General features: G+C 67.9%; 15 protein-coding genes. 1 reads left to right on the top strand and 14 read right to left on the bottom strand.

What is annotated here, in order from left to right; genetic code table 11:
* Positions 1 to 2: 2 nt before the first annotated feature.
* The 8 genes from N5I32_RS10240 to N5I32_RS10205 form a co-directional block, all read right to left on the bottom strand.
* Positions 3 to 1,475 carry a 6-hydroxynicotinate reductase gene (locus N5I32_RS10240; RefSeq protein ID WP_261495458.1) on the bottom strand — a complete coding sequence of 491 codons (1,473 nt, stop codon included), beginning with the start codon at positions 1,473 to 1,475 and terminating at the stop codon, positions 3 to 5.
* A complete protein-coding gene (locus tag N5I32_RS10235; RefSeq protein WP_261495455.1) occupies positions 1,472 to 4,201 on the bottom strand; it encodes a molybdopterin-dependent oxidoreductase in 2,730 nt (909 codons plus the stop codon). Before N5I32_RS10235 ends, N5I32_RS10240 begins: the two co-directional genes overlap by 4 nt.
* Entirely contained in the window at positions 4,194 to 5,042 is an 849-nt protein-coding gene (locus N5I32_RS10230; RefSeq protein WP_261495453.1) for an FAD binding domain-containing protein, read from the bottom strand. Before N5I32_RS10230 ends, N5I32_RS10235 begins: the two co-directional genes overlap by 8 nt.
* A gap of 63 nt (positions 5,043 to 5,105) precedes the next feature.
* Positions 5,106 to 5,549: a PaaI family thioesterase gene (locus N5I32_RS10225; protein WP_261495451.1), complete on the bottom strand. Its 444-nt coding sequence runs from the start codon at positions 5,547 to 5,549 to the stop codon at positions 5,106 to 5,108.
* A complete protein-coding gene (gene pdeM / locus N5I32_RS10220) occupies positions 5,546 to 6,196 on the bottom strand; it encodes a ligase-associated DNA damage response endonuclease PdeM (protein ID WP_261495449.1) in 651 nt (216 codons plus the stop codon). Before pdeM ends, N5I32_RS10225 begins: the two co-directional genes overlap by 4 nt.
* A 141-nt stretch (positions 6,197 to 6,337) precedes the next feature.
* A complete protein-coding gene (locus N5I32_RS10215; protein ID WP_261495448.1) occupies positions 6,338 to 8,740 on the bottom strand; it encodes a ligase-associated DNA damage response DEXH box helicase in 2,403 nt (800 codons plus the stop codon).
* Positions 8,741 to 8,970: 230 nt separating this feature from the next.
* Positions 8,971 to 9,780 (bottom strand): NAD(P)-binding domain-containing protein, encoded by an 810-nt coding sequence (locus N5I32_RS10210; protein ID WP_261495446.1) that lies wholly within the window; start codon positions 9,778 to 9,780, stop codon positions 8,971 to 8,973.
* Positions 9,777 to 11,087 carry a DUF8689 domain-containing protein gene (locus tag N5I32_RS10205; protein ID WP_261495445.1) on the bottom strand — a complete coding sequence of 437 codons (1,311 nt, stop codon included), beginning with the start codon at positions 11,085 to 11,087 and terminating at the stop codon, positions 9,777 to 9,779. The genes N5I32_RS10210 and N5I32_RS10205 overlap by 4 nt, the downstream gene beginning before the upstream one ends.
* Positions 11,088 to 11,207: 120 nt before the next feature.
* On the opposite strand from N5I32_RS10205, the gene N5I32_RS10200 reads away from it, so the two are divergent.
* A complete protein-coding gene (locus N5I32_RS10200) occupies positions 11,208 to 12,944 on the top strand; it encodes a hypothetical protein (protein WP_261495444.1) in 1,737 nt (578 codons plus the stop codon).
* Here N5I32_RS10200 and N5I32_RS10195 read toward each other — a convergent pair.
* The 6 genes from N5I32_RS10195 to N5I32_RS10170 are packed head-to-tail and all read right to left on the bottom strand — an operon-like array spanning position 12,884 to position 18,305.
* Positions 12,884 to 13,411 carry a prepilin peptidase gene (locus N5I32_RS10195; RefSeq protein ID WP_261495443.1) on the bottom strand — a complete coding sequence of 176 codons (528 nt, stop codon included), beginning with the start codon at positions 13,409 to 13,411 and terminating at the stop codon, positions 12,884 to 12,886. The genes N5I32_RS10200 and N5I32_RS10195 overlap by 61 nt on opposite strands.
* 23 nt (positions 13,412 to 13,434) lie before the next feature.
* Positions 13,435 to 14,286, bottom strand: coding sequence for a tetratricopeptide repeat protein (locus tag N5I32_RS10190; protein WP_261495441.1), 852 nt, complete (start codon positions 14,284 to 14,286; stop codon positions 13,435 to 13,437).
* Between the two features lie 26 nt (positions 14,287 to 14,312).
* Positions 14,313 to 14,882, bottom strand: coding sequence for a tetratricopeptide repeat protein (locus N5I32_RS10185; RefSeq protein WP_261495440.1), 570 nt, complete (start codon positions 14,880 to 14,882; stop codon positions 14,313 to 14,315).
* Between the two features lie 4 nt (positions 14,883 to 14,886).
* A complete protein-coding gene (locus N5I32_RS10180) occupies positions 14,887 to 15,873 on the bottom strand; it encodes a type II secretion system F family protein (protein WP_261495439.1) in 987 nt (328 codons plus the stop codon).
* Positions 15,874 to 15,882: 9 nt separating this feature from the next.
* A complete protein-coding gene (locus tag N5I32_RS10175) occupies positions 15,883 to 16,851 on the bottom strand; it encodes a type II secretion system F family protein (protein ID WP_261495438.1) in 969 nt (322 codons plus the stop codon).
* Positions 16,852 to 16,856: 5 nt separating this feature from the next.
* Positions 16,857 to 18,305, bottom strand: coding sequence for a TadA family conjugal transfer-associated ATPase (locus N5I32_RS10170; RefSeq protein WP_261495437.1), 1,449 nt, complete (start codon positions 18,303 to 18,305; stop codon positions 16,857 to 16,859).
* Between the last annotated feature and the right edge of the window lie 2 nt (positions 18,306 to 18,307).

The following is an 18,307-nucleotide window of genomic DNA, read 5'->3' as shown; positions in this document are numbered from 1 at the left end:
CGCTATCCCCCCTTCGGCCAGTCGAAGTTCTTGCGGTCCCTCGGGTCGGGGTGGCGGGGTGCCGGGCCCACCTTGCGGATGCCGGGCTTCACCACGTCCTTCGCGGGCACGATCCGGTCCACATGCCCGCCAAGGGCCGCGTAGTCGGACCGGCGCATGGTGAATTCGATCGGCGCGACAAGGGCGGGCGTGGGCACATAGCCGAAGGAATTCGTCGGCATGTCCATCACGTCGGCCATGACGGTGATCCCGCCGCCGGGCCAGACATAGGCCTCCGCCCCGCCGCAGGAGACATGGGTCAGCGCCTGCTTGACCGACCGGGTCAGTTTGACCGGGTTCTCGGTCACGCCCGCCCTCAGGCTGCCGCCCGCGCCGCCCATGAACAGGACTGAACAGACCGAGGGCTCGCAGTTCTCCGCGACCCGGTGGACCGAGGCCAGAAGCGGCGCGGTGATCTCCGCCGGGCGCGGCACGAGGGCGTCGTCGAGCACGTAGTAGGCCCATTGTTCCCCGGTGGTGGAGACCATCAGAAGCCGCAGGCCCGGCCAGGCGACCTTGGGATCGGCGGGTTTCAGGATCGTCAGCGGGTCTTCCACATCGGTGCCGCCCCAACCGGTGCCGGGATGGGCGACCTGGAAATAGCGGCCGGGGGTGGACTTGCGCCCGGTCACCCGAATGCCGGTCGGCGGAATGTCGAGCATCCGCCCCGCCTGGTGTTCGGACAGGACGCCGGTGATGTGGTCGTCGACCACGATCACCTCATCGACATGGGGGGCCCACTGGGTCGCGAACATGCCGATGGCGGCCGATCCGCAGCCCACGCGCATCAGCTTTTCCTGCACCCCGTTGATGACGGGCGCATGGCCCGCCTGCACCACCACCGTGGCGCCCCCGTCCACGGTCAGTTCCACCGCCTCGCGGTTGCAAAGCCGCAGGAGCGCGTCGCAGGTCACGCGGCCTTCGGCCTTGCTGCCGCCGGTCAGGTGCTCGACCCCGCCAAGCGACAGCATCTTGGACCCGTATTCGGAGGTCATCACATGGCCGATCGCCTCGCCCTCGGCGCGGACCACGGCGCGTTCGTCGCCGATATGGCGGTCGGTGTCGATCTTCACCTTGACGCCGCAGTAGCTGAAGATGCCTTCGGTCACGACCGTGACCATGTCCACGCCCTCCACCTCCTGGCTGACGATGAAGGGGGCGGGCTTGTAGTCGGGATAGGTCGTGCCGGCGCCGACGGCGGTGATGAAGGGGCGGTTCGCGCGCAGGATGTCGCCGTCCCATTCCTCCTCGGTGGCGAGGAAGGGCACGGTTTCCGCCCCGGCCTCGATCACGGTGAGCGGGTCGAGGCGGACGAGTTCGCCGCCGTGGTTGGCGTAGCGGTCGCAAGCCCCGGCACGGCCCTCGGCGATGTAGCACAGGACCGGGCAGGCATCGCAGCGGATCTTGTCCGCCATGCGTTCGGCGCGTTCGTTCATTCTCGGGCCTCCCTGATGGCGGCAAGGACGCGGTCGGGCGTGGCGGGCACCTGCCGGATGCGCGCCCCGGTCGCGTGGCGGATGGCGTTCAGGATCGCGGGCGCGGTGGGGATCAGGACATGTTCGCCCAGCCCCTTGGCACCGAAGGGTCCGTGCGCGTCCGCCTCCTCGACGATGATGGTCTCGACCGGCGGCACGTCGCCGATGGTCGGGATCAGGTAGTCGTGCAGGTTCTCGGTCCGGCCGGGGATGTATTCCTCCATCAGCGCCATGCCGAGGCCCTGCGCGATGCCACCCTCGACCTGGCCCGCGACCAGAAGCGGGTTGATCGCGCGGCCGACGTCATGGGCGGCGGTGAAGCCAAGCGGCCGGACGAGGCCAAGCGCGGTGTCGACCTCGACCACGACAAGATGGGCGGCATAGCCGAACTGGGCATAGGGTTCGCCCTGGCCGTTCGCGTCCAGCGGCTTCGTCGGCGGGTCGTAGGTCTCGCGCGCCGTCAGGACGTAGCCCTCGGCGTCGGGTGCCAGCGTGGCGAGGTCGATCCGGTGGGTGCCAGCGGGGCCCCGCACTTCGATCACGCCCGGCCCGAAGGTCAGTTCCGCATCCTCGCCCGCGTTGGCATGGCGCAGGATCTCGGCGCGCAGGGCAAGGCCCGACAGCCGCGCCGCATTGCCCGAAACGAAGGTCTGGCGCGAGGCAGAGGTCTTGCCGGCGTCGGGGGTCACGTCGGTATCGGGGCCGACAAGGTGCAGCGCGCCGACCGGCACGCCCAGCGCCTCGGCGAAGATCTGGGCGATGACGGTGTTGGCGCCCTGGCCGATGTCCATCGCGCCCTGGTGCAGCAGGATGCGCCCATCGGCGCGGATGCCCGCCTTGATGGTGGAGGGGTTCGGGAGCGAGGTGTTGCCGCACCCATACCAGCCCGCCGCAAGGCCTACCCCGCGCTTCAAGACCTCATTCGCGGCGTTGAAGCGCGCGGTCTCCGCCCGCTCGCGGTCCCAGGCCGGACGAAGCGCGCGCAGGCAGGCGCCGATCCCCACCCCTTGCGCGAACACCTGGCCGCAGACCGTGGGGGTTCCGTTTTCCAGCACGTTCCGCAACCGGAACTCCAGCGGGTCGAGGCCGAGCCTCTCGGCCAGTTCGTCGAACAGGACCTCTTGTGCGATGGCCGACTGCGGCACGCCGAAGCCTCGGAAGGCGCCGGCGGGCGGGTTGTTGGTATAGATCCCCTCGGAAATCGCGCGATAGTCGGCGACCCGATAGGGGCCGGAGGCGTGGACCGGCACCCGGTTCGCCACCGTCGGCCCCCAGGACGCGTAGGCGCCGGTGTTGAAGGTGCCGAAAAAGTCGAAGCCCGAAATCCGCCCGTCCTTCGACGCGCCGATCCGCAGGCGAATATCGGACGGGTGCCGCTTGGTGGTCGAGGCCATGGATTCGCCCCGGCTGTAGGTGATGCGGACCGGCTGGCCGGTCTTCAGCGCGGCAATGGCGAGGAAGGGCTGCATCGACAGGTCGAGCTTCGATCCGAAGCCGCCGCCCACCGCCGTCGGCACGATCCTCACCCGGTCCATCGGCAGGCCGAGGATCTTCGCCAGCGCTTCCTGATCCATCACCGGCGCCTGGGTGCAGGCATGGACCTCCACCCGCCCGTCGCGGGCGACGGCATAGCCCGCCTCGGGCTCGATATAGGCATGCTCGACAAAGCCGGAGCGGAAGCGGCCCTCGACCACGACATCGGCGCGGGACAGGGCGGCATCGGCATCGCCGCGGCAGACGCGCCCGCCGGTCATGACATTGCCCGCCCGGTTCGTGTGGAGGAGCGCGGAGCCTTCCGCCTTCGCCTCGCCGGGGGTCAGGGCGGGGGCGCGCTCCTCCCACCTGACAGGAAAGCGTTCGGGGTGAAACGTCGCCATCGCCTCGGGCGTGCCAACCACAGCGGCCACCGCGTCGCCGCGGAAAAGCGCCTCCGCCTCGGCAAAGACGGGCTGGTCCTCGAAGCCGGGGATGACGCCGAAGGCGTTCTTGCCGGGCACGTCGCGGGCGGTCAGCACCGCCACGATGCCGGGATGCGCGGCCACGAAGCCGTCAAGATCCCCGAAGGTGAAACCGGCGCGCGCGAAGGGGGACCGGATGACCCGCAGTTCCAGCGTTCCGGCGGGGGCGACGTCGTCGCCGAACGCCTCGCGCCCCTCGACCTTTGCCGCGCCGTCGAGCCGTGGCAGGGGGGTGCCTACCGCGCCGCTGACAAAGGGCGCGGGCCGGGCCGGGCCGCCCGCCGCCACCACGGCGTCGATGATCTTGCGATAACCGGTGCAGCGGCAGAGCACGCCGCCAAGCGCATCGCTCACCTGCGCCTCGTCCGGGGCAGGGATTGCGCGCAAAAGCGCGGTCGCCGCCACCATCATGCCCGGCGTGCAGATGCCGCATTGCGCGGCCCCATGCGCGAGGAATGCCTCCGCCAGCCGGCGGGCCACCGGATCGGAAGCCGCAAGTCCCGCCTGTGTCTCCACCCGACGCCCCTCGACGCGCCCGGCCGGTGTCAGGCAGGCGCAGGCCGGTGCGCCGTCCACCAGCACGGTGCAGGCGCCGCAGTCGCCGGCGTCGCAGCCGACCTTGACGTCCCGCGCGCCGCAGTCTTCGCGCAGCACGCGCGACAGCCGTTCGACCGGCCGCGCGCTGACAGCCACCGGGTTGCCGTTGAGCGTGAAGGTCAGCCTATCCATCGAAAGCTCCCGCAAGATCCGCGATCGCACGGCGGACCAGTTCTAGGACCGCCACCTGTCGATAGGCGGCAGAGGCGCGGACATCGTCGATGGGCGCGAGGGGGGCAAGGGCGGCATCCCCGAAGGGGGTTGCGGCCAGCGCGGGGGCAAGGGGGCGCCCGACCAGCGCCGCCTCGACCGCGGGCAGGCGGCGCGCGACCGGAGCCGTCGCCCCGACCGCGACACGCGCCGCCGCGACCCGGCCCCGCGCATCCGGCACGATCAGGACCGCCACCATGGCGATGGAAATCACAAGGTAGCGCCGGCTGCCCAGCTTGCGAAAGGCCGCGCGCGCGTCCGCGGGCAGGTCGGGAACGAGGATGGCGCTGACAAGTTCACCGGGCAGAAGTGCGGTTTTGCGCGGGCCAAGCAGGAAATCGGACAGCGCCAGCCTTCGCACCCCCGCCAGCGAGGCGCATTCCACGACCGCGTCGAGCGTCAGAAGCGGCGGCACGCCATCGGCCGCGGGCGAGGCGTTGCAGAGGTTCCCCGCGATTGTTCCGGCGTTCTGGATCTGGATCGATCCGACCTCGCGCGCGGCGGCGCGCAGGGCGTCGAAGGCCGGTGGCAGGTCGGCCTCTGCGATCTCGGTCCAGGTCGTGGCGGCGCCGATACGCCAGCCCGCCGCGTCGCGGGCGATGCCGCGCAACCCCTCGATGCCGCTCAGGTCAAGTGCCGCCTCGGGCAGCGGGCGGCCCTGGCGCGCGGGGTAGAAATCGGTGCCGCCGGCGATCACCGGCAACGGCTGCTCGGCCAGAAGCCGAAGCGCGTCCGCAAGCGTTCCGGGCCGGGAAAGGGTCACCGGCAGCCTCCCGTTTTTCGTTTGTATACGAATAATGCGGCGGCGGCCCGACCCTGTCAAATCCTATGTTCGGGCGCGCGCCGTGACCGGCACCATCGTGCCCTGGAGGATCGCGATCAGGTCGCGGCTGCCCCCGGTTTCGGCGAAGACCTCGGCGGTGACGGCGCTGATGCGGCGGCCGGCGCGGATCACCCTGCCCGCGGCCACCAGCCGGTCGCCGGCGGCGGGGGCCAGCAGGTTGATCTTCATCTCGACCGTCATCACCTCCGCCTCCTCGGGCATCAGGGTCAGCGCGGCATAGCCCGCCGCCGTGTCGCCAAGCGCGAAGGTCAGACCCGCGTGCCCGACGCCGTGCTGCTGCCGCGCAAGTGGCAGGATCGGCGCGGCCAGCGTGCAGGCACCCGGGGCAAGGTCGAGGATCGTCGCGCCGAAGGTCGTCATCAGCGCCTGCCGGGCGAAGCTTTCGCGGGTCTTGCGGTCGATCGCCGGGGAGAGGGTCGTCATCATCGTCCTTTCAGGGGCAGGGCGCAGGGGGTGGGGCCGGTCAGCCAGGCAATGGCGCCGGGCATCATCAGGTGGCAAAGCGGCGGGCGTGTTGCCTCCATCCCGCCGGTGAAGGCGCCGTAGGCCGGCAGGATCACCCGCGCCGCGTCGATCAGGAAGGCCGGACGGAAAGCACCGGCGATGCGCGCCTTGGGGTGGTAATGGCCGGAAATCTCGCCCCGGGCGGCAGGTTCGGCGACGTGGCGGAAGACGAGCGGGCCAAGCGTCAGGTCCCGGAGGTGTTCGCCCGGCAGGTCGACCGGCCCGGGGTCGTGGTTGCCCTCGATCCAGATCCAGCGCCGCCCGGCCATCAGGCGGGTGAGCCAGAGCCGGTGGTCCTCCGAAAGTTCCGCCGCGGCGAGATCGTCGAAACTGTCGCCAAGGCAAAGTACGACGCGCGCCGACGTCCGGGAAATATCGGCATCAAGCCGCGTCAGGGTTTCGGCCACCTCGTAGGGCGGAAGCAGCGTGCCGCCCCGCCGCGCGATGCGGTCCGAGCGTCCGAGGTGCAGGTCGGACACGGCCAGAAGGGCGTGATCCGCCCACCATAGCGCGCCGGAGGGCATGGCGGCGAGCGTCGTGCCCGCAAGCAGAAAGCGGTGGCCGGTCATGGCGCGATCCTAGGCGGGAGCGCGCAAAAGGAAAAGTGCGGCCCCGCGCCGGGGCCAGGACGTTGCCTTCGCCTCAGCGCCTGCGCGCATCGGCCTGGGCGCATCCCCCAGAGGATTCCCACGACAGGGACGGGGAGAGGATCAGCCAAGACCCGCCTCTGCCATCAGGCGGGCGGCGGTTTCCGCGATCAGGCGCTCGCGTCCCGCGCCCTCGACCGGAATCCGCCCGTGTTCCAGCAGGAGCGGCGCGGCGAGGGGGGAGACGCGCGCAAGGCGCAGGTGGTCGATGCGCCCCCCGGCCCGGTCCAGCATCGCCTCGATCCGGCCGAAGTCGACAAGGCCGCGCATCGCCTCCTGCCGGGTGACGCGGAGCATCAGGTGGCCGGGGTCGTGGCGGCGCAGCGTGTCGTAAAGGATGTCGCTGGAAAAGCTGGCCTGGCGGCCGGACTTGCGCTGGCCGGGGTGGTTGCGTTCGATCAGCCCGGCGATCAGGGCGACGCCGCGGAAGGTGCGCTTCATCACCGCGTTGCCCTGAAGCCAGGTCTCAATCCCCTGCGACAGGGCAGTGCGGTCGAAAAGGGCTGCGGGGTCGGTAACGGGATTGAGGCCCCAGATCAGCGTGGCATAGTCGGTCGCAACGAAGCCCAGCGGGTGAAGGCCCGTCGCCTCCATTCTCTGGGTGAGGAGCAGGCCGAGCGTCTGCTGGGCGTTGCGCCCGGCGAAGCCGTAGACGCAAAGGTGTTCGCGCCCTTCCGCTGGGAAGCTTTCGACCAGAATACGGTCGTGGCGCGGCAGGCGGGACATCTTGCGCTGAAGCGCAAGCCAGTCGGCGGTATGGTCGGGCAGATCCGGCCAGGAGGGTTCGCGCAGGATCGCAAGGATGCGTTCGGTAAGCCGGGTGGAGGTCGAGAACTTCGTGCCGGAGAAGACCGCGACCTTCGGCTCGCGCCCCGCGGCGCGGCTGACCTCCACCGTCAGTTCGCGCAGCCCCTCGTAGCGGACGACCTGGCCGCCGATCAGGAATGTGTCGCCGGGGGTGAGCGTGGCCGCGAAGCTTTCCTCGACCTCGCCGAGCGGCTGGCCACCCATGCGGTTCGCGAGCCGCACCTTGAGGAGGCCGGCGTCGGTGATGGTGCCGATGTTCATGCGGATCGCGCGCGCGGAGCGCGGGTCGCGCAGCGACCAGAGGCCGTCGCGCTGCATCAGGCGCTGCCAGCGGTCGTAGGCGCGCAGCGCATAGCCGCCGGTGGCGCAGAAGTCGAGGCAGGCATCGAAATCCGCGCGCGCAAGGGCGGCGTAGGGCCCCGCCGTCGTCACCTCGGCAAACAGGTCGTCAGCGTCGAAGGGGGCGGAGCAGGCGGCAACCAGGATGTGCTGGCAGAGGACGTCGAGCGGGCCTGGGCCGCGCGGCTCGCCGTCGAGGTCATGCTCGCGCACGGCTTGGAGCGCGGCCTGGCATTCGATGACCTCGAAGCGGTTAGCGGGGACGAGAAGTGCCTTCGAGGGGGCGTTGTAGCGGTGGTTGGCGCGGCCGATGCGCTGGACCAGGCGCTTGACGTTCTTCGGCGCGCCGACCTGGATCACCAGATCGACATCGCCCCAGTCGATGCCGAGGTCGAGCGATCCGGTGCAGACGATGGCGCGCAACTCGCCCCGCGCCATCGCCGCCTCGACCCGTTCCCGCGTCTCGCGCGAGAGCGATCCGTGATGGATGCCGATGGGCAGCGCGTCCTCGTTCGCAAGCCAGAGGTGGTGAAAGAAGATCTCCGCCTGGGCGCGGGTGTTGTGGAAGACGAGCGTGGTGCGATGGCGGCGGATCTCGTCGAGGATCGCCGGAATGGCGTAGCGTCCGCCGCCGCCCGCCCAGGGCGGGGGTTCCTCGGTGGTCAGCATGGCGATGTCGGGATCGGGGCCGGGATCGGCGTGTAGGATTTCGCAAGGCTCGGGGTTGCGCGCCAGGAAGCGGGCGATGGCCGCCGGATCCTCGACAGTGGCGGAGAGGCCGACGCGGCGCAGGCCGGGCGCGAGGCGGGCGAGGCGCGCGAGGCAAAGCATGAGCTGGTCGCCGCGTTTCGACTCCGCCAGCGCATGAATCTCGTCCACGATCACGCGCGAGAGACCGGCGAAGATGCGCGGCGCGTCCTCGTAGCTGAGCAGGAGTGCCAGGCTTTCGGGCGTAGTCAGCAGGATGTGCGGCGGGTCGGCACGCTGGCGCTGGCGCCGTGCGTGGCTGGTATCTCCGGTCCGGTCCTCGATCCGGATCGGCAGTTTCATCTCGCAAACCGGGGTGGAGAGGTTGCGGCGGATGTCGGCCGCGAGCGCCTTCAGGGGGGAGATGTAAAGCGTGTGAAGCCCCTTGTGGGAGCCGTCGGCAAGTTCCGTCAGCGTCGGCAGGAACCCGGCGAGCGTCTTGCCGCCACCCGTCGGCGCGACGAGGAGGAGGGCAGGCGCCTGCGCCCGGTCGAGCATGGCCTGCTGGTGCGGATGGACCTGCCAGCCGCGCCGGGAAAACCAGTCGGAAAAGGGGGCGGGCAGGGCGCGCATGGCGCGACTTTAGGGCCGCGGTGCGCGGAGGGAAAGGTACAAGGCGGCCAGGCGGCGGCCCCGTTCCGCGGCCGTTCCTCTACTCTCGCCGCCACGCCGTCGCGTGGCTGCTCGGGGTTAGGGGGCGCTGCCACCTCTGACCCGGATTGGTCCGGGTCATTCACCCCCGGATCATCTGCATAGCGAAGAGGGTAGACCGGGGCCGAGCCGCGTACCGGTGCCCCGGCGGGCTAGTGCAGGGCGCGGGCGCGCAGGTTGCGGAAGGCGTCGCGCAGGGCGCCCGGCGGGGTCAGGTGCGCGTCCTGAAGCGCGCAATCGAGCGCGCCTTCGACGTCGCGCACAAGCGCTGTCACGGTGTCGTCGGCGGCGGGGTTGTCGAGCGCATATTCGGCGCCGTCGAATTCCGCCGAGATCAGGCTGCGCGCGGGCGTCGCCTCGAGCATGGTCAAGAGCTTCGGCTCGTCGAGACCCTGCGCCTCGGCCCAGTCGAGCGCGAGGCGCGTCATCGCTGCGGAGGAGGCCGAAAGGAAGTCGCGCAGGACCTTGGCGGAGGTTCCCGCGCCAAGCGCGCCCATGCGTTCGACCCGGCGCGCCAGGGCCGATAGGATCGGTTCGGCGCCCGCGACGGCCTGCGCCGTTCCGCCGACAAGGAAGGTCAGCCGCCCTTCGCCGGCCTGGCGCGGGCTGCCGGCGACGGGCGCGTCGATCACCGCGATCCGCTCGGGGATGCGGTGGCGGAGAGCGCGCACATAGCGCGGGGTGAGGGTGCCGCAGATGACGATGCGTTCCAGGGTTTCCGCGCGCGACACGAGCGCGTGGGTTTCGAACAGCAGATCCTCGGTCTCGGCGATGTCGGTGGCAAGCACCACGAGCGTCTTCAGGCCGGAGGTGAAATCGTCGGCGTCCCCGGTCGCATTCTCCGCCTCGCTGGTGGCAGCGCGCGGCAGGAAGCCCCGCGCGTCGTGGCCGGTGTCACGAAGGCGGCGCAGCACCGGCACCGAAAGCCGGCTGGTGCCCGCGATTCCCACGATACTGGTCAATGCACGATCCTTTCGTCACGAACGAACATGTTGGCCCAGGCGCGGTCGATCAACGCCGGGGTCATCTGGTAGGGGATGCCTTCGAAGTTGCAGATGGCGATGATCTGGTCGATCAGGAACACCGGCTGGTAGTTGGCGTAGATGTTGTCGATCGTCGGATACTTGTCCTTGAGCAGGTGGACGAGCGATGCCTCGTCGAGGGGCACCTTCTTCTTCTTGGCCACCATCGCGAAGATCTTGAGGTACATCTCCTGGTCCGGCCCGTCGATCTTGATCTTGAAGAAGATCCGGCGCAGCGCCGCCTTGTCGAAAATCTCATTCGGGTGGAAGTTGGTCGAGAAGACGACGAGCGTGTCGAAGGGGACCTCGAACTTTTCGCCCGATTGCAGGGCGAGGATGTCGCGGTGTTCCTCGAGCGGCACGATCCAGCGGTTGACGATCTTCTGCGGGGGTTCCTGCTGGCGCCCGAGGTCGTCGATGATGAAGACGCCGCCGGTGGCCTTCATCTGCAGCGAGGCCGTGTAGGTCCGCGCGGTGGGGTTGAAGGTGAGGTCGAGCATGTCGAGCGCCAGTTCGCCGCCGGTGATCACGGTCGGGCGGTCGCACAGGACATAGCGGTTGTCGAAACGGTTCGACGACCGTCTGAGCGCGGTCGCATCTTCCTGCGAGTCCTCGGCGGCGGAATGGACGATCGGGTCGTAGACGGTGATGACCTGACCCGCGTATTCGATCGCGCGCGGCACGTAGATCTTGTCGCCGAGCGCATCGCGGATGCCGTTCGCGATCGAGGATTTGCCGTTGCCCGGCGGGCCATACATCAAGATTGAGCGGCCGGCGCTGACAGCGGGACCGAGATGGTCGAGAAGCGCATCGGGAAGGATCAGGTGGCCCATGGCGCCGGTCAGCTGGCTGCGGGTCATCTGGATGTTGCGGATCGACTGCTTCTTGACCTGTTCGCGGTAGCTTTCGAGCGGAACGGGCATGGCGCCGTAGTATTCCGACTGCGCCAGCGCATCGAGTGCACGGGCCTTGCCCGCGTCGGTCAGCTGGAACCCCATCTCATTGCCGGAGTTCGCATGCAGCGTGCCCGTCGCCTCAAGCAGGCGCTGGGACCGGGCAAGGTCGATCAGCTCCTGCACGATCGGCACGGGCAGGCAGAGGGCGCGTGAAATCTCCGTCGCGCGGTCGACGTTCATCCGGAACATCGTCTTGAGGAAGATGTCGCGCATCATCACCGCGTTGATTCCGACGTCGGCCAACGAGCGCGGCGGCACCGGCGCTATCACGTTGGAAATCTGCATGTTCATCGACCTGACCCCCTCATGCCCGCAATCGGTTCGGATTTGTCCGTTTTGCTGCCCGGTTCTTACGCCAGAATCCCGCAGAGGATTCCCATGGTGATCCTGCGCAGGTAATGTGGCCAAAAAATGGAAAACAATGCGGGTTTCGAGGGCATGGATACGGAGCATTTGAGGCATTGGTCGCGGCCGGGATGGCTGATCCTGTTCGCGGTCTTCACGATCGCGGCCCTCGGCGGGGCGGCGCTCGCGGGCGGGGGGCTGTATCTCGGCCTCTACGAAGGGGACGCGGTGCACCTTGCCGACATCGTTCTGCGGATGGCGGACGGACAGTGGCCGCACCTCGACTTCATGTCGCCGCTTGGCGTCCTGTCGGGGGCGCCGATCGCGCTGTTCGTTGCAGAGGGCTGGGGGATCGGTCACGCCGTGTTTCTGGCGCAGATCCTGGTCGCGGCGACCCTCGCGCCCGCGGCGATCCATGCCGCGCTCACGCGGCTGGGCGGGCCGGTGCGATTCCTGTTCGTGGGCTATGTGCTGCTGCTTTGCCTGGCGCTTGTCCATGGCGAGGAAATCGCGTCGGTCGCGGTGTCCATGCACTACAACCGCTGGGCCTGGGCGGTCAGCTACATCGTGCTTCTTCTCGTCCTGGTGAAACCCGCGGGCCGCGACACGCCGCGGCTGGACGGCGTTCTGATCGGGCTGGGTTGTGCCGCGCTCGCGCTCATCAAGATGACCTATTTCGCCGCCTTCGCGCCGGTGGTTCTGGTGGCGCTGGTGATGCGGCGCTGGTGGGTGACGGCGGCTTTCGCGGTGGTTTCCGGTCTGGCGGTGGCGGCGGCCCTGACGGCCCTTGCGGGTGTTGGCTTCTGGCTGGCCTACCTGTCCGATCTGGCGATCGTCGCCGCCTCGTCTGTGCGCGACCAGCCGGGGGCGGCGCTGTCCGAGATCCTGAGCGGACCGCCGTTCCTGGCCGTGAACGTTGCCCTTCTGGGCGCGATCGTCCTATTGCGTCATGTCGGCCGGATGACCGAGGGCATCCTTCTGCTGCTGCTCTACTTCCCCTTCGCCTATGTGACCTACCAGAACTTCGGCAACGACCCACAATGGGTCGTGCTGGTTGCGGTCACGCTTTTCGCGCTCTGGCCCGCGGTCGCCGACGAACGGATCTTCGGGCTGAGGCCGCCGCATCTTGCGATCCTGCTGGTCGGCATCCTGGCCGGGGCCGGATACGGGTCAATGCACAATATGCTGGCCAGCCCGCTCTACCAGTTCGGCAAGGCCAACGCGTCAAAGGTCCCGGTCCTCGGGGACCGCAGCCCCCACACCGACTTCTTGGCCAGCGAGACGCGGATGTTCCGCGCGCGCGCTGTCACCAATCTCGACGGACCCGGCTGGCGTCTTCCGGCGGAGGAAAGCGTAGGCCCGGCCCAGGATAGCGCGGGCCCAGAGGACAAGGAAAACGAGTCCGGCACGCTGGCGACCGTCAACGGCGAGGCGCTGCCCTATTGTGAGCTTAACCGTGGCATATCGGCCTGGCTGATGTCGGCCGCCCGCGACCTTGAGGAAAACGGCTACGCCGGCAAGGCCGTCATATCGGCCGACATCTTCGGCGCCTTCTGGCTGTTCGGCGACCTGCGCCCGGTCCACCGCGGCGCGCCCTGGTACTATGGCAAGCTGCCCGGCATCGCCGATGCGGACTATGTGCTGATCCCCACCTGCCCGGTTTCGGACAGGGCCCGGCGGGTGTTCCTGCAGGAGATCGCCAAGTCGGACTGGGCGCTGACCGAGGTGCGCCGCACCCCGCTCTACTTGCTCATGGAGATCAGCGCGAGCGTCAGCGACGGAAAGGCGAGGGACGCGAGGTAGGCCATGAGCGTCGCCGCCAGCGCGACGCCCATCGGAAATTCCTTGCGGCTCCAGGATGCCCAGTCGGGCGCCAGGGCCCGCACCGCGGCGATCCGGCGCAGCACGCGGTGCGCGACGAAGGCGCCCAGAAGGCAGGCGGTCAAGAGGAACATCACGACCGAGGCATGGCCCTGCGCGAAGAAGGGGGCCGCGGCGGCCGCGAACTTCACATCGCCCTCGCCCACGCGGGCGACGATGTTCAGCACGATCCCTACGGCAAGCACGACGATCAGGTTGACCCAGCGCCAGAGCCACACCTCGGCGGGAAGCACGACAAAGCCCGCGACGGCGAAGACAAGGACGGTGGCCGCCACCGCGCGGTTGGGAATGCGCATCGACCGCAGGTCCGACAGCATGACCCAGAGCGCGATGGGCAGCATCGCCAGGAAGAAGACCAGGTGCACCTGATCCGCGCTCAGATCCAACATCTGCCGGTATCTCCCCTTGAGTGCTACTGCTGCTTGCTCAGCGCTTCGAGCGCGCGAACGGCTTCCTCGAAATGCTGCGGATGGGTTTCGATCGCATCCTCGAGCAGGCCGCGGCCGATGATGACGTCGCCCTGCTTGATCGCGGACAGCGCAATCGTGTAGAGCAGCTGCGCCCGTTCGACCTGCGTCATCGGCACGATGGGCAGGTCGTACTTGCGCTGCGCCGCGCGCGACAGGACAAGGTTGTTCTTGGCCGCGAACATGTTGCGGTCGTAGGTCAGCGCTTGGTTGAAGAGCTTTTCGGCGCCGGGGAAGTCGCCGCGGGTCAGCTTCGAATATCCCCAGTTGTTGAGGACACCGGCCGGCCGTGTCGTCATGCCCGCGGCGGTGTCATAGAAGCTGTCGGCCTTGTCCCAGCGCTTGTTGGCATCGGCGATCATCGCCTCGAGCCGGTAGCGGTCGAAGGTCTCGTAGGTGGGCGGCACGGCGGAAAGCTCCGCTTCGGCCCGCTTCCATTCGTTCGAGCGGATCAGCGCATCGGCCAGAAGCACGCGATCCTCGCTGGTGCCGCCGGGGCCCTGGGTGATCCCGGTCAGCACCTGCGCCGCCTCGACCGGCTTCTTCGCGCGGATCAGCGACTTCGCCAGCCCCCGCTGCAGATCGACGCGGCCCGGCTTCTCGCCCACCGCGCGCCGGAAGTAGGCCACCGCCTCCTCCGGGTCGGCCGAAGTCAGCATGACCTCGTTCAGGTTGCTCTCGTCGATCACGTTGATGCTGGCCAGCGCGTCCTCGACATTCTCGTCCTCGGGCTTTGAACAGGCCGAAAGGGTAAGAGAAACGGCAACGAGAACGGTGACTCCGACGGTGTGGCGCATTTTCTGCGTCCCTTGCTGCTCAGGCCTCATTTCACCGTGAGCAGAAGGTAGACACCGCCACCGCGCCGCACGAGTGAGAATTGTTCTTCTTGGTGGGTGATACCATAGTCTGGATCATCGCGCATGGCGAGGGCGCGGCGCAGATTTTCGCGGATGGAGTCCGTTCGGCCACTGTCCAGCGCGAATGCCGTCTGGAACACCTGGCTCGCCTCGGCGACCTCGCCCTTCTCCATCAGCACGACGCCGAGGTTGTTCCAGGCGGGCACGAAAGTTTCGTCGATCTCGATCGCGTCGCGCAGGTTGGTCTCTGCCTGACCAAGGCGGCCGAGCTGCAGGTTGGCCGAACCGATGGCAGAATAGACGTCGACCGTCGCGCCCTGTTGCGAGGCGGCGCGATGATAGGCCTTGAGCGCCAGCTCGTACTCCCCCGCCGCCATCAGCCGGTGACCCACGATCAGGCCATCCACGGCGTCGTCCGATGACGTGTCGATGTCCGGGGCGAAGGGGGAATCCGGCGTGCCGAAAAGGCCGCCCGTCGATTGACAGGCGGCCAGAGCAAGCAGCACGGCGGCAAGGGCCGGTATCTGACGCAGCATGAACCTACACTTTGAAGTTCGCGAACGTCTCCACCATAGCGTAGACCGACGGGCCGACAATGACGATCAGCAGGGGCGGCACCGTAAACATCATGGTTCCGAGCGTGATCTTGGTCGGCAGCTTGTTCGCGGCTTCTTCCGCCCGCATGACGCGCTTGTCCCGCATCTCGGAGGCGTAGACGCGCAGCGCCTCGGCGATCGAGGTGCCGAAGGTCTGCGACTGGATCATCACGGTGACGAAGGACGACACGTCCGCCACCCCGGCACGTTCGGCGAAGGCGCGCAGCACGGAGGTCTTTTCCTTGCCGGCCTTCACCTCGGCGGAAACCGTGGTCAGTTCCTCCGACAGGGCAGGGTAGCCCACCGCGATCTCGCGCGAGACGCGCACGATCCCCTGGTCAAGCGACTGGCCGGCCTCGACGCAGACCAGAAGCATGTCGAGCGCATCGGGAAAGCCGTTCTGGATCTCCTGCTGGCGCATCTGCACGCGCCGCTCCACCCAGTAGCGCGGCAGGAAGTAGCCCGCGATACCCGGGCCGACGCCGAACAGCGCCAGTTCGGTGCTGCCGATCTCTCCGGTCGTGGACTTGTATAGCACATAACCCGCGCCGATCAGCAGGAACGACACGCCCAGGACGAACTGGATGGCGTGGAACGATCGCACGGCATGCTTGCCGCGGTAGCCCGCCCGCATCAGCTTCAGCCGGGCCGAGGTCATTTCCTCTTCGGTCTTCGGTTCGAGGAAGGCCGCGAATTTGTCCAGCTTTTCGCCGCGTCCGCTCGTGCGCAGTTTCGCCTGCGACTTGGCAAGATCACCCCCCGCGGCGCGCCGCGCATCGCGCAGCTTGCTCAGCGGGTCGATGCGCCGGCGGATGAAGGTCGGCAGGGTGACGAGGATCATCAGGAAGCCCAGGAACCCGACCGCGATCAGGGGGCCGAGGGGACCGAGTTTCTCGGTCAGAAGCGCGTTGAGCGTGTCGATCAGTTCCATGTCGGGGCCTCAGACCTTGATGTTCGTCATGATGCGCATGAACACGAGGTTCAGCGCCAGCATGATGGCCACGCCGATGGCGGCGTAGATGAAGTACGGGCTTTCCTTGACCTTGTCGAAATAGTCCGGCTTGACCACCTGGATCGCGACCAGCGCGACCAGCGGGAAGGCCGACAGGAAGTTGCCCGACCATTTGGCTTCGGCCGTGATCGCCTTGACCCTGCGGAACAGCCGGAAGCGCGCGCGAACCACCTTGGCCAGACCGTCGAGAATTTCGGCAAGGTTGCCGCCCGACTGCTGCTGGATCGTCACTGCCACGGCAAGGAAGCGCAGGTCCTGCATGTCCATCCGCTCTGCCAGGTCCTTGAGCGACTCGGAAACTTCGCGCCCATAGGCGCTTTCGTCGGCGATCATGCCGAATTCGCTTCCCAGCGGGTCCGCCACCTCTTTCGCCACGATCTGGATCGCGGAGGAGAACGGGTGACCGACGCGCAGGCTCCGGACCATCAGTTCGATGGCCTCGGGCAGTTGCTCCTCGATCATCGACAGCCGTTTCTTGGCCTTGCCGTTCACCCAGATGTAGACCGCGCCCACGCCCATCGCGATGCCGAGCACGATCTGTACCGGGGTCGCGGCCTGCGTGCCGATCTTGAGCCCCAGGAAGGCGACGGCCGACAGCAGGACCATGACCAGCACCAGCGCCTTCGGCGAAAAGGCGATGTTGGCCTTCTGGGCCTTCGAGGCGAGGATCGAATAAAGCGGGATGCCCTTCGATTTCAGGTGCTGGCTGGCTTCCTTGCGAAGCTGTTCCAGGACCTGCTCGCGCTGCCCGCCCTTTTCCAGAAGCGCAAGCCGGCGGTTCACCTTGTTGTTCTGCGAAATCGACTTGCCGAAGAAGAGAAGATAGATCCCCTCGACCAGCAGCAGGACGGCAATGAAGATCAGGGCATAGATGATCGGCGTCGGGCTGAGGATCATGGTCGTTACTCCGCCGCGATGGGATCGTAGATGGAGGCGGGAAGATCATAGCCCCACTGGCGGAACCGGTCGGAGAAGTGCGACCGCACGCCTGTTGCCGTGAAGCGGCCGATGATCTTGCCCTCGGGGGTCAGGCCGAGCCGTTCGTAGCGGAAGATCTCCTGCATCGAGATGACATCGCCTTCCATCCCGGTGATCTCGGTGATCGAGGTCATCCGGCGCGAGCCGTCCTGAAGGCGGCTCGCCTGCACGATCAGGTTGACGGCGCTGGCGATCTGGCTGCGGATCGCCTTGATCGGCATCTCGATCCCGGCCATCGCCACCATGTTTTCCAGACGCGAGATGCTGTCTCGGGCGGAGTTGGCGTGGATCGTCGTCATCGACCCGTCGTGGCCGGTGTTCATGGCCTGAAGCATGTCGATCACTTCCTCGCCGCGGGTTTCGCCGACGATGATGCGGTCGGGGCGCATCCGGAGCGCGTTCCTGAGACAGTCGCGCTGGGTGACCGCGCCCTTGCCTTCCACGTTCGGCGGGCGGCTTTCCATCCGGCCGACATGGGTCTGCTGAAGCTGGAGTTCCGCCGTATCCTCGATCGTCAGGATGCGTTCGGAGTTGTCGATGAAGGACGACAGCGCGTTGAGCGTCGTCGTCTTGCCCGAACCCGTACCGCCCGAGACGATCACGTTCAGGCGGGTGGCGACAGCGGCCTGCAGGTAGGCGGCCATCTCCTCGGTGAAGGCGCCGAAGCGGACAAGGTCGTCGATGCCGAGCTTGTCCTTCTTGAATTTCCGGATCGAGACAAGCGAGCCGTCGACCGCGATCGGCGGCACCATGCAGTTGAAGCGCGACCCGTCGGCAAGGCGGGCGTCGCAATAGGGGTTCGATTCATCGACCCGCCGGCCGACCGCCGACACGATCTTGTCGATGATGCGCAGCAGGTGGCGTTCGTCCTTGAAGGTGATGTCGGTCAGTTCGAGCTTGCCCGCGCGTTCGATGAAGATCTGCTGCGGGCCGTTCACGAGGATGTCGTTGACGCCATCGTCCTTGAGGAGCGGCTCCAGCGGGCCGAGGCCCATCACCTCGTCGTAAAGCTCCTGGTGCAGCGCCGCGCGCTCGTCCTTGTTCAGCACGACGCTCAGCTCTTCCAGTGCTTCGGCAGAGATTGAGGCGATTTCCTGCTTCAGGTCGCTTTCGCTGGCATGTTCCAGCGCCGACAGGTTCAGGTTGTCCAGCAGCCGCTTGTGCAGTTCGACCTTCAGCTCCTGCATCCGTTCCTTGCGCTTGCGGTCCTTGTCGGACACGCCGGGATGCGCCGGAACCAGGTGGTTGCCGGTCTGGCGGCGGACGCTCTGCATGCCCGATCCGGCGGTCTGCGCGGACTTGTCCGGCGCGGCCTTCGGCGCCTCCTGCTGGGGTTTGGCAGCGGGTGCGGATTTCTTGTATCGAGAGAACATTC

It is taken from the genome of Albidovulum sediminis (assembly GCF_025380365.1).
GTDB classification, from domain to species: domain Bacteria; phylum Pseudomonadota; class Alphaproteobacteria; order Rhodobacterales; family Rhodobacteraceae; genus Albidovulum; species Albidovulum sediminis.
Note: the sequence above shows the minus strand (reverse complement) of the source record. Positions and strands in the feature narration are given on the sequence as shown.

Coding starts and splice junctions, on each gene's coding strand:
- N5I32_RS10180 (WP_261495439.1), bottom strand. CDS start 15,873: ATGGAACTGATCGACACGCTCAACGCGCTTCTGACCGAGAAACTCGGT.
- N5I32_RS10185 (WP_261495440.1), bottom strand. CDS start 14,882: ATGCTGCGTCAGATACCGGCCCTTGCCGCCGTGCTGCTTGCTCTGGCC.
- N5I32_RS10170 (WP_261495437.1), bottom strand. CDS start 18,305: ATGTTCTCTCGATACAAGAAATCCGCACCCGCTGCCAAACCCCAGCAG.
- N5I32_RS10200 (WP_261495444.1), top strand. CDS start 11,208: ATGGAAAACAATGCGGGTTTCGAGGGCATGGATACGGAGCATTTGAGG.
- N5I32_RS10225 (WP_261495451.1), bottom strand. CDS start 5,549: ATGATGACGACCCTCTCCCCGGCGATCGACCGCAAGACCCGCGAAAGC.
- N5I32_RS10205 (WP_261495445.1), bottom strand. CDS start 11,087: ATGAACATGCAGATTTCCAACGTGATAGCGCCGGTGCCGCCGCGCTCG.
- N5I32_RS10240 (WP_261495458.1), bottom strand. CDS start 1,475: ATGAACGAACGCGCCGAACGCATGGCGGACAAGATCCGCTGCGATGCC.
- N5I32_RS10215 (WP_261495448.1), bottom strand. CDS start 8,740: ATGCGCGCCCTGCCCGCCCCCTTTTCCGACTGGTTTTCCCGGCGCGGC.
- N5I32_RS10195 (WP_261495443.1), bottom strand. CDS start 13,411: ATGTTGGATCTGAGCGCGGATCAGGTGCACCTGGTCTTCTTCCTGGCG.
- N5I32_RS10235 (WP_261495455.1), bottom strand. CDS start 4,201: ATGGATAGGCTGACCTTCACGCTCAACGGCAACCCGGTGGCTGTCAGC.
- N5I32_RS10175 (WP_261495438.1), bottom strand. CDS start 16,851: ATGATCCTCAGCCCGACGCCGATCATCTATGCCCTGATCTTCATTGCC.
- N5I32_RS10190 (WP_261495441.1), bottom strand. CDS start 14,286: ATGCGCCACACCGTCGGAGTCACCGTTCTCGTTGCCGTTTCTCTTACC.
- pdeM (WP_261495449.1), bottom strand. CDS start 6,196: ATGACCGGCCACCGCTTTCTGCTTGCGGGCACGACGCTCGCCGCCATG.